A 9,153-nucleotide genomic window follows, 5' to 3' on the forward strand; every position below is an offset into this window, starting at 1 on the left:
CTACGCCAACCAGGCAGCGACCGATCAAGCGAACCTGAAACCACGTCACCCCGCCCTGACCAGCTAGTCAGCACCTCCCGCACAGCGGGGGAACCTCAAACACGTCAGATGCATGCCGCTGTCGAACACCATCCGCAGGACCCCGGACTTGAACACAACCGCGGACAGGACCTTCGCCCCGAACAGAGGAAGAGCCGCAGCCACGTCCTGGGACTCAGGCGTCAGAGGCAGGCCAGGACTGGTGTGGAGTGGCCCTGTCGAGAGCCGAGCTGGTGCTTCCAGCACGACTTCCCACCCTGCGTCCAGGACGAGGGTCAGCCGAAAGTCGATGCTGATCTTGACGACACTCAGGCCTCGGAGGTTAAGGATCCAGCGGTCCTCGTACTCAACCGGTTCCAATTCAGTGCTCATCACCACACCATGGTCCACTCCGTCATAGGCACCAAAGGATTTTGCTCCTCCTCGGCATCACCCTCTGCCTAGCCGTCGATGGTCACTGCCTCTGGATGTTCCGCAGAAGCCAGCTTCGCTGAGAACGCGAGGAGAGGCGTTCGCGACCACCCTGGCAAACCGGCAGCTCAGAGCAAGATCAACGGACAACTGCAGTGCGACGGGACACGTGAGGTGCGTACGGCTGGATGATCTGGCTCGTGGTGAAGGGCAGCCAACTGCTGGTGGGCCTTGCAGCCGACCTCCGTGACTGAACGCCCACCGAGGCGGCCCGGTTCAGCCTGCCAGTTGCTGAAGCCATTCGCGGAGCAGCGCCGTCTCGGTGTCTCGCAGAGTCAACCCCGCGTCGGCAGCCGCGGGTTTGGTGGTGAGCGCGGTTTCCAGTGCGGCGTCGAGGGCGAGTGCGCGCGAGGCCAGGTCGGACCCGGATGAGGCGGGCGGGTCCGTGGTGAGGGAGGCGATGACGGTGTCCCGCAGCCGTGCGGACGTGGTCAGGTCCCGCTCCGAGGGCTCTTCGCCGATCAGTGCCAGTGTGGCGCCCGTTGTCGCGGCGTGGATGACGCGGGTCGCCTGCTTCACCGGAACCCGAAGGCGTCCGGCCTCGGCCGCCCGGCCCAGCAGTGTGACCAGCAGGGCGTGTGCCTCGTCCGCGGCCGGGGGCCGCCGCCCGGGCTGCACTGTGCCGTACATGAGCATGTAGAACGCGGGGTGCCGCACTCCGAAGTCGACGTGCAGGTCCCAGCCGCGGTAGATGTCGGCCACCGGGTCGTCGGGGGTCAGCGCCAGCGTTTCGCGTTTCTCGGCCAGGTACATCTCGAACCCGTAGGCGGCCAGCTCGGCCAGGAGTCCGTCCTTGTCGTCGAACATCCGGTACAGCGCGGGGGCCGTGATGCCCGCGGCGGCGGCGACAGCGCGGGTGGAGACCGCCTCGCTGCCGCCCTCTTCCAAAAGCTTGGCGGCCACCTGCAGCACCTGGCGCCGCGCGGCGCGTCGTTCCTCGTTCATGGAACAACGATATCCGATATTGCGTATCGTCGTCCTATCGGTGCTACGGTTGTAACCGGAACAGCGATCCGATGATGGTGGTCGGCGCCGACCCGCGACATCTGGGCATGCGCCGCACCCCGGCCGGTGCCGTCGGCCCTCACTCGTGGAGCCGTGCGGCCGACCACCGCAGCCGGCACTTCGTCGTCCGCCCGCATCACCGAACACGCCGCCATCGCGGCAGGAGAGGAACACCCATGTCCGATATCTCGATCGTCATCGCGTCGCATTCCGGCTACGGCCACACCGCGCAGATCGCCACAGCCGTCGCGGACGGCGCGCGCTCCATCGCCGGGACGCACGTCCAACCCGTGGACGTCGCCTCCCTCAGCGACGCCGACTGGGAACTGATGGACGCCGCGGACGCAATCATCTTCGGCACCCCCACCTACATGGGCACCGCGTCCGGGGCGTTCCACGCCTTCGCCGAGGCCAGCAGCAAGCGGTGGATGACCCGCGCCTGGAGCGACAAGCTCGCGGCGGGATTCACCAACTCCGGCTCCATGAGCGGCGACAAGCTGCACACCCTGCAGTACCTCTCGCTCCTGGCGGCCCAGCACGGAATGCTCTGGGTGAGCCTGAACCTTCTGCCGGGCTGGAACACCACCACCTCCAGCCCCCAGGACGACAACCGCCTCGGCTTCTACCTCGGTGCCGGCGCGCAGAGCTTCAACGACACCCCCGCGGTCCACGACGCGGACCTGAACACCGCCCGCCACCTCGGCCGGCGCGTCGCCGAGCACACCCGCATCCACCGCACCGGACTGACCGCCGCAGCGCACTGACCCAACGGGTCGCCAGAAATCTACCTTCCAGATTTCTTTCAGAGGAGTGCGTCATGCAGCACCGGACACTGGGAAGCCAAGGCCTTGAGGTCTCGGCGATCGGCTACGGCGCGATGGGCCTGACCATGGCTTATGGACCCACCGACGCGGAGGCCGGCGTCGCCGCCCTCCGCCGCGCCCACGACCTGGGCGTCACCTTCTTCGACACCGCCGAGATGTACGGCTGGGGCACCGGATCCAACGAGATCCTCGTCGGCAGGGCGGTCAAGGACTTCCGCGACGACGTGGTCCTGGCCACCAAGTTCGGCGTCGACATGTCCGTGCCCCCGGAGCAGATCGGCGGCCCTCTCAACAGCCGGCCCGACAACATCCGCAAGGTCGCCGACAACAGCCTGCGCTACCTCGGCGTGGATCACCTCGACGTCTTCTACCAGCACCGCGTCGACCCCGAAGTGCCCATCGAGGAGGTCGCGGGCACCGTCAAAGAACTGATCGACGCGGGCAAGGTGAAGTACTTCGGCCTCAGCGAGGCCGGACCCGAGACGATCCGCAAGGCGCACGCCGTGCAGCCGGTCTCCGTCCTGCAGACCGAGTACTCCCTGTTCGAACGGGACGTCGAGCAGCTCTTCCCCACCCTGGACGAACTCGGCATCGGCTTCGTCGCCTACTCCCCCCTCGGCCGCGGGTTCATCACCGGCACCGCCAAGCCCGCCGGCCAGTACGAAGGCAGCGACATACGCACCGTCGACCCGCGCTGGCAGCCGGGCAACTTCGACAAGAACGTCGAAGCCGTCGACCGGCTCGCCGAACTCGCGGCGGCCAGGGGCGCCACCGTCTCCCAGCTCGCACTGGCCTGGCTTCTGACCCGGGGCGAGCACATCGTGCCCATCCCCGGCACCCGCAGCCCAAAGCGCATCGAGGAAAACACCGGCGCCGCCGACCTCACCCTCACCGACACCGACCTCAAGACCATCGACGAAATCCTGCCTCACGGCGGCTTCGGCGCCCGCTACACCGGGGGACACGTGCCCACCTGGACCTGAGATGTGGTTCCTTCCGAGTGCGGACAGACCGCCGAAGCAGATCACTGTCTCTCAGCCCATCGCCCGGCCGCAGGTTACGGCTCATGATCCGCAAGCAGCGTGGCGGGGCTTTGGGGAAGCCTGGTCCCAGAGCACTTGGTCTCCAGCCCAGCGCGTCTCCCCGCCATGGCCTTATGGAACCGTCCCAGACAGTCACGGGCTATCGGTCTCGCTACTGGTGACAGAAAGGCTGCTGAATGAGCGTTTGTGACAAGTCGCGTGCCTCATTGGTGACAACCAGGCTGCTTCGACCGGTCTTATTCATCAGCTCAACCGGCTCTGCAGGTGACAACAACTGAGCTTCGGCTCAGCACCGCCAGACTGACCTGATCAAATCGGCGGTGAAGCAGGCGGACGGGCGTTCCGCGTGAGCATGAGATGTAGCGAAACCGGGGACTTCGCGGCCGATGAGGGTGGGGGCGTACGCAGCCCAGGCGACCTGTCGGTGGGGCTCTGGGCACAGTTCGCAACCCCCGGGCCAGCCACCTCCGGGCAGGCGCTCAGTCGCCTGGCCAAACTCTCGACGAAATGGCTCCGACCTGGTGTTTTCCCTGGATTCGCCTAGGCTGGGATGTTCTGCGGGGCACCAGTGGGAGGGGACATCGTGAGTGAGGAAACCACCGGATACGACGCCAGCCACATCCAGGTACTGGAGGGGTGGAAGGCCGTCCGGAAGCGGCCCGGGATGTATATCGGCTCGTCGGGTGAGCGCGGGCTGCACAACATGGTGTTTGAGGTCGCCGACCGGGCGGTGAACGAGCTGCTGGCAGGCCGTGCCGGCTCCGTCGAGGTCACTCTCACGCCCGATGGCGGCGTGCGTGTCACCGACGACGGGCCAGGAATACCCATCGACGAGGCGGGAGGCACTGGTGGTCCCGGACTCGAAGCCCTGCTGACCCGTATGCAAGCAGCAGCGGGACCCGGCGGCCGCCACGACGTGACGCTCGGCTTCTGCGGCGTGGGGCCCTTCGTCGTCAACGCCCTGTCGCGGCGGATGACGGCCGAGGTGCGGCGCGAGGATATCCGCTGGGTCCAGGAGTACGCGCGCGGCGTGGCCGTCACCGAGCTCAGTGAGGCGGGAACAGCAACCGGCAGCGGGACAACCATCGCCTTCTGGCCCGACACCGACATCTTCGAAATCGCAGAGTTCTCGTTCGACGCGCTGGCGGAGCGCTTCCGGGAGCTGGCCTTTCTGAACCGGGCCTTGGACGTCTCGCTCATCGACCGGCGCCAGCCAGGCGAGTCCCGGTCGGCCCGGTTCCGGTTTCCGGGCGGGGCCCGGGACTTCGTCGCCTTCCTCGACACCGAGGCAGCGGCGCCCGTCCTCACGGGGACCATCGCGTTCGAGCTTGAGGACCCGCGGATGGCGGGAACGGTGGAGGTGGCCTTTCGTTGGTGCGGCTCCCATGAGGAGCGGCTCCGTAGCTTCGCCAACAGCCGGCCCACCATCGGAGGCACGCACGAGCTGGGTTTCCGCGACGGGGTGGTGGCCGCGGTCAATGCGTACGCGCGTGAGTGGCTGCTTCTGACAGAAACGGACCCAGGGCTTGACGCCGATCGGGTCGGCGAGGGCCTGACAGCCGTGGTGTCGGTGAAGCTGGACCATCCCGAGTTCGAGGGCTCCGCCCACGGCGTGTTGGGCAACCCACCGGTACGGACCTGCGTGGGACAAGCAGTCCAGGAACGCCTCGGGACGTGGCTGGAGGAGCACCCGGAACAGGCCTCGGCCCTCGTCGGTCGAATCCAGGGCACCCGCCAGCACTGAGCGAAGCAGACCACCCGCGCCGGTTCCTGGGAACGGTACGTGCAAGACGTGAACTACGCGTGGGCGTGATCCCTGGACCACGCCCACGTCCAGGGGTGGTCGGCCGTGGCAGGCCCGCGCCGCTGACCGGCGATAATTGATGCGTGCGGGCTGGGCAGTGGCGTCCGGCGGGTTCTCGGGGTGGGGCAGTGATCGAGGTCAGGCAGCAGGGCGCGTTCAGCGTGAACAGTGTCGGCATGGAGCGCCAGCCGTTCCCATTGAGCTTCAGCGTTCGCGAGGCCGAGGGGCTGTGGCGGGTGAGCGCGGGTGCGGCCCAGGCGGCCGAGTTGGTCGACCTGCTCGTGTCCGTGGCGAACGACGCGGTGGCGGTGGTGTCGCTGGAGACCAACTCCTATCTGGATGAGGACTGGCATCCTCTGCGGCCCTCGCTGATCGCGGCCGAGCTGGGCGTGCCGTGCACGGTCCACTCCCTCGGATCCTGGGCGTCAGGCACGAACGGACTCGCGGAGGAGTTCGTGGTGATGGACCGCGACCTCCTGCCCCGTCTCCTCGACGGCACCTGGTCGCCGTACGAGCTGACGCTGATCGACGTGTCCGCCGACGTGACCCCGGAGCAGCTCGACGAGCTCGCCCTCGTGCTCGGCACGACCGGCATTGATGAGCCGCTCCTGAGTCGCCTGGGAGACTCCCGGGTCTGGTTCTCGGGCCACGATGACTGCTACGTGATGTTGGAGACCCCTGACCCCGCTCTGCCTGCCGCGGTCCTGGCGCGGCTGCTGACCCTGCTGGCCGGCTCCGCCCTCGCCGAACTCGTCGAGGAGCCCTTCTCACGCGTTCCCGAGCCCGGGCTCTGGCTGCCCGAGCAGCTGATCGCCACCGCACCCCACTGGATCGGAGCCCTGGGCAACGTCACCACGGATCTGGTCACTATCAGGCTGGCTACCCTGCCAGGCCCGTGGCGGCTGGGCGTCTCGTTCCCGGAGCGGGCCGACCTCACCGCGACGCTCGACGTACAACACGGAACCTGGCGGATCACGCCCGCGGAGTAACGCGAGGAGCCACCCCGACGAGGTGCCGGGTACAGGCGGTGGCGGGTCACGTTGCATACGGAGCGGCACCGCGAGGTTGAGCCGGGCGGGGTCCAACTCCTTTGTTTCCCGACCGGACGCGGGTGCCACCGGACTTGTCTCACTGCCCTGCGCTGCGGGGCACCCAAATTGCTCAGCCAGGCCAACCAGAGCGCTCAGGGGCCAAGTCCGTACTCAGGAAGTCGACGGCGGAGGCGACGCCGCCGGTCAGGGCGTCGGGGAGGCCCCCGTGAGTGACATCCAGTCTCGGACCGTCTCCTGGTGCGAACCGTTCGCCGTGCTCGCGGCCGCTGCCTCGGCTTGCTCAATGGAGCATGGTGCTCCTGTGCGGGTGAGCAGGACGAGTGGCCACCCGGGTCCCGTGCCGACTGGTTCCCCATCGAAGGGCGTCCACTCCCAGGGCCCGTCGAACCGCCATGCCCGGCCAGTGGCGTCGGCGACCTCGTCGCCCAGGTCGAGGTGGGCGTACGGCCGCATCAACAGTGCAAAGTCGAAGGGGATCCCGTCGTCGGGGTGAATGGTGTACCCCGATCCGTCGAGATGGCTCCCGTCCGGGAACTCGCGGTAGGACAGGCCGCGGCGCAGCACCGTCACCGTCCCTCGCGGGCGTGGGAGCCAGCCCGTCTCAAGGGGCGGGTCATGGTGATCGACGGCCGTCACGTGCACCACGGTCGGCGGCACTCCCACCCGGCAGATGTCTCCTGCCTTCAAATGGTGGGGCGGCGGTTCGGTTCGGAACAGTTCCGCCTGCACTTCAGGCGCGACGTACTCGCCAGTGTCCACCCCCAGGGCAACGACGCCGTTCCAGTGAAAGAAGTCGCTGTCGCTGTCGATTTCCCACCAGGGCCAGCGCACGGACACGTTGTCCCAGGTCACGCCCTGCTCGACTCTGGCCGGCGTGAAGGGACAGGCGACCGACCACACGTCGCCGACCCGAAAGTCACGCGCATCCGCATCCATCATCGGGCCAGGGTAGAGGGGGCCTCCTCGCGTCCCGCCGGGCCTACCCACCGGGCTGACCCGGGCGTGGGGCCAAGCGCGACGCGCAACGGGGCCAACAAGAACGCTCGGGGGCCAACTGCGGCACTCAAGCCTCCGCACTCCTTCGGCGCCCAGTGTCGTCGTGGTGCCAGGTCTATACCACCCCTTGCCGAGGACTATGGCGAGGTCAGCACCCACCACTGCCGGAGCGTGCGGAGAGTACGCAGGAAGATGTGCGGACCCCGGCAGACTGGGCGGGCGTAACGCCTGACGGGGTCGCCGTTCGGGAAGGCCAGGTCATCGCGGCCCACAACCACAGCCCCGTCGTCCGTCAGCCGGATGTGGTGGAGGGCGTTCACCCGGGTAGTGGTGGCGATGCCCTGCTCGCTCCCTCCGAGCAGGAGCAGCCGGTCCCCGCGGATCGCGAGGCCGAACGGGTCCGAGACAGGAAGGGCGCGGATGCGGAGTGTCCCGCTGCGCCCCGTTTGGGCGAGTGGTGCGCCGGGCCAGTACGTGGCGTGGACCGCAGAGTCGGAGACGTTGATGGTGCTGACCTCCGCCACGTGGTTGTAGGGCTCCGGGGGGTGCAGGACCCATTCGGCGTTGCCCCTATCGTCCCAGCGGACCAGCCCGCCCGCGCTGACGCGATCACCGCTGTAGATCCCCTCGTCGGCGTACCCGGTCCAGAAGCCGGCCCTGCGGTCCGCGACCAGGTGCTTGACGTGCGTTCCCAGCGAGAACCGGCGCCGGGAGCGGCCATCGCGGCCGAAAATCTGGCCGCACCGTGCGTTCGGCCCTCCGGTGCCTGAGACCACGAACCCGCCACCCGGGAGGGCGTCGAAGGCGTCCGGGGCCACGGCCACTCCGTGTAGGGTCCGTTCCCGAACCTCACCCCGGTCGCTGATGACGACGAGGGCGTCGAAGGGTAGTACCGCAGGCGTCGGGACGTCCCGGCCCGCCCACCGGTAGGCAAAACGGGTGTCAGGGCAGATGAGCCAGAGAGCCCTGCCCCACGGATCGATCGTGGAGGCCAGTACCTTCCGCTCGTCGTACTGCCGAGGCAACAGTGCGTAAGGACGCAGTGCCACCTTCGTCAAAAGATCACCTCGCGGGCGAAGGAATGCAACGCCTCCATGATCACACGGACGTCTGAGGAATCAACCTTCCAGGCCAGGCCGGCCGCCTCGGGGCCAACCAGGTACTCAGCCATGCGTCAGTGGAACCAGACGACAAGGCGTACGTTCTCGGCCTCATGGACTTCGCTGAGGATGCGCATGACGCTCCAGACCCGGCCCCAGTCGGTGTCGATCCCTGCGGCTGAGGCGCGGGTTCGTGTGCCTGAGGCGTCGGCTTCTTGCCAGTCCGTGGTGTCCAGCTCGGCCCAGGTCAGCCACGTGGTCCCGTGCACATCATGAGGGCCGCCGTAGCCGGCGAACTCACCTCGCAGCCTAGCCGAGGCGTCGTCTGGGAAGCCACGACCCTCCGCCAGGGGACGGAAGCCGAAGGAGTTGCGGATCCCGAAGAGACAGGCCAGGCCGTCGTAGGCGTTGCCCCTGTTGAGGAGGAAGAGATCGATGCCGACCTCCCACACGGAGTCCTCGTCGTCAGGGCCCCACAGGCGGGCCCCTGGCCGGCATTCGATCATTCCGCTGACGTCGGTCGACATGGAGCGATCCTGCCTGCGCAGGCCAGATGCCAGCATCTTCATTCTCCCGCGGTCGCGCGCGTGGCCCGTCGAGTCTTCGACTCACGTGTGGCGAGCGGCTACTCGGCACGCTACGGCGCCTCCCACCCTCACGACCTGGTCCGCAGGGCCGCCGAGCGCGGGATCCAAACGCTCGCCCTGACCGACCGCGACACCGTGACCGGCGCCGTCCGCTTCGCCAAGGCGGCCATCTCTACCGGCATCCGCCCCGTCTTCGGCGTTGACGTCGCAGTCGCCCCCCACACCCCCGCCC

10 protein-coding genes are annotated in these 9,153 nt (G+C 68.0%); 5 read left to right on the forward strand and 5 right to left on the reverse strand.

All coding sequences use genetic code 11. The annotated features are described in order from the left end of the window. Positions 1–63 precede the first annotated feature (63 nt). The gene (locus tag ADK55_RS40880) at positions 64–411 is read right to left on the reverse strand and encodes a DUF6188 family protein (protein ID WP_420713597.1); all 348 of its coding nucleotides are present in this window, start codon (positions 409–411) and stop codon (positions 64–66) included. Between the two features lie 315 nt (positions 412–726). Beyond that, a complete protein-coding gene (locus ADK55_RS06590; RefSeq protein ID WP_053676519.1) occupies positions 727–1,455 on the reverse strand; it encodes a TetR/AcrR family transcriptional regulator in 729 nt (242 codons plus the stop codon). A 236-nt stretch (positions 1,456–1,691) separates the two neighbouring features. Here ADK55_RS06590 and ADK55_RS06595 point away from each other — a divergent pair, with 236 nt between their 5' ends. From ADK55_RS06595 to ADK55_RS06610, 4 genes are all read left to right on the forward strand, one after another. Next, complete coding sequence (locus ADK55_RS06595; RefSeq protein WP_053676520.1) at positions 1,692–2,279, forward strand: flavodoxin family protein; 588 nt, start codon at positions 1,692–1,694, stop codon at positions 2,277–2,279. 53 nt (positions 2,280–2,332) lie between these two features. Further along, complete coding sequence (locus tag ADK55_RS06600; protein WP_053676521.1) at positions 2,333–3,322, forward strand: aldo/keto reductase; 990 nt, start codon at positions 2,333–2,335, stop codon at positions 3,320–3,322. A gap of 643 nt (positions 3,323–3,965) precedes the next feature. After that, a complete protein-coding gene (locus ADK55_RS06605; RefSeq protein ID WP_234349923.1) occupies positions 3,966–5,126 on the forward strand; it encodes an ATP-binding protein in 1,161 nt (386 codons plus the stop codon). Between the two features lie 188 nt (positions 5,127–5,314). Further along, positions 5,315–6,175, forward strand: coding sequence for a hypothetical protein (locus ADK55_RS06610; protein ID WP_053676522.1), 861 nt, complete (start codon positions 5,315–5,317; stop codon positions 6,173–6,175). 246 nt (positions 6,176–6,421) lie between these two features. On the opposite strand, the gene ADK55_RS06615 is transcribed toward ADK55_RS06610, so the two are convergent. From ADK55_RS06615 to ADK55_RS06625, 3 genes are all read right to left on the reverse strand, one after another. After that, positions 6,422–7,177 (reverse strand): hypothetical protein, encoded by a 756-nt coding sequence (locus ADK55_RS06615; RefSeq protein ID WP_234349924.1) that lies wholly within the window; start codon positions 7,175–7,177, stop codon positions 6,422–6,424. A gap of 194 nt (positions 7,178–7,371) precedes the next feature. Beyond that, positions 7,372–8,058 carry a hypothetical protein gene (locus tag ADK55_RS06620; RefSeq protein WP_159041293.1) on the reverse strand — a complete coding sequence of 229 codons (687 nt, stop codon included), beginning with the start codon at positions 8,056–8,058 and terminating at the stop codon, positions 7,372–7,374. Positions 8,059–8,408: 350 nt separating this feature from the next. Further along, positions 8,409–8,861 (reverse strand): hypothetical protein, encoded by a 453-nt coding sequence (locus ADK55_RS06625; RefSeq protein WP_053676526.1) that lies wholly within the window; start codon positions 8,859–8,861, stop codon positions 8,409–8,411. Positions 8,862–8,921: 60 nt separating this feature from the next. On the opposite strand from ADK55_RS06625, the gene ADK55_RS06630 reads away from it, so the two are divergent. Beyond that, positions 8,922–9,153, forward strand: a 232-nt coding sequence (locus ADK55_RS06630; protein ID WP_159041294.1) for a PHP domain-containing protein, incomplete at its 3' end; no start/stop codon positions are given.

The organism is Streptomyces sp. WM4235, from assembly GCF_001279725.1.
GTDB lineage: Bacteria > Actinomycetota > Actinomycetes > Streptomycetales > Streptomycetaceae > Streptomyces.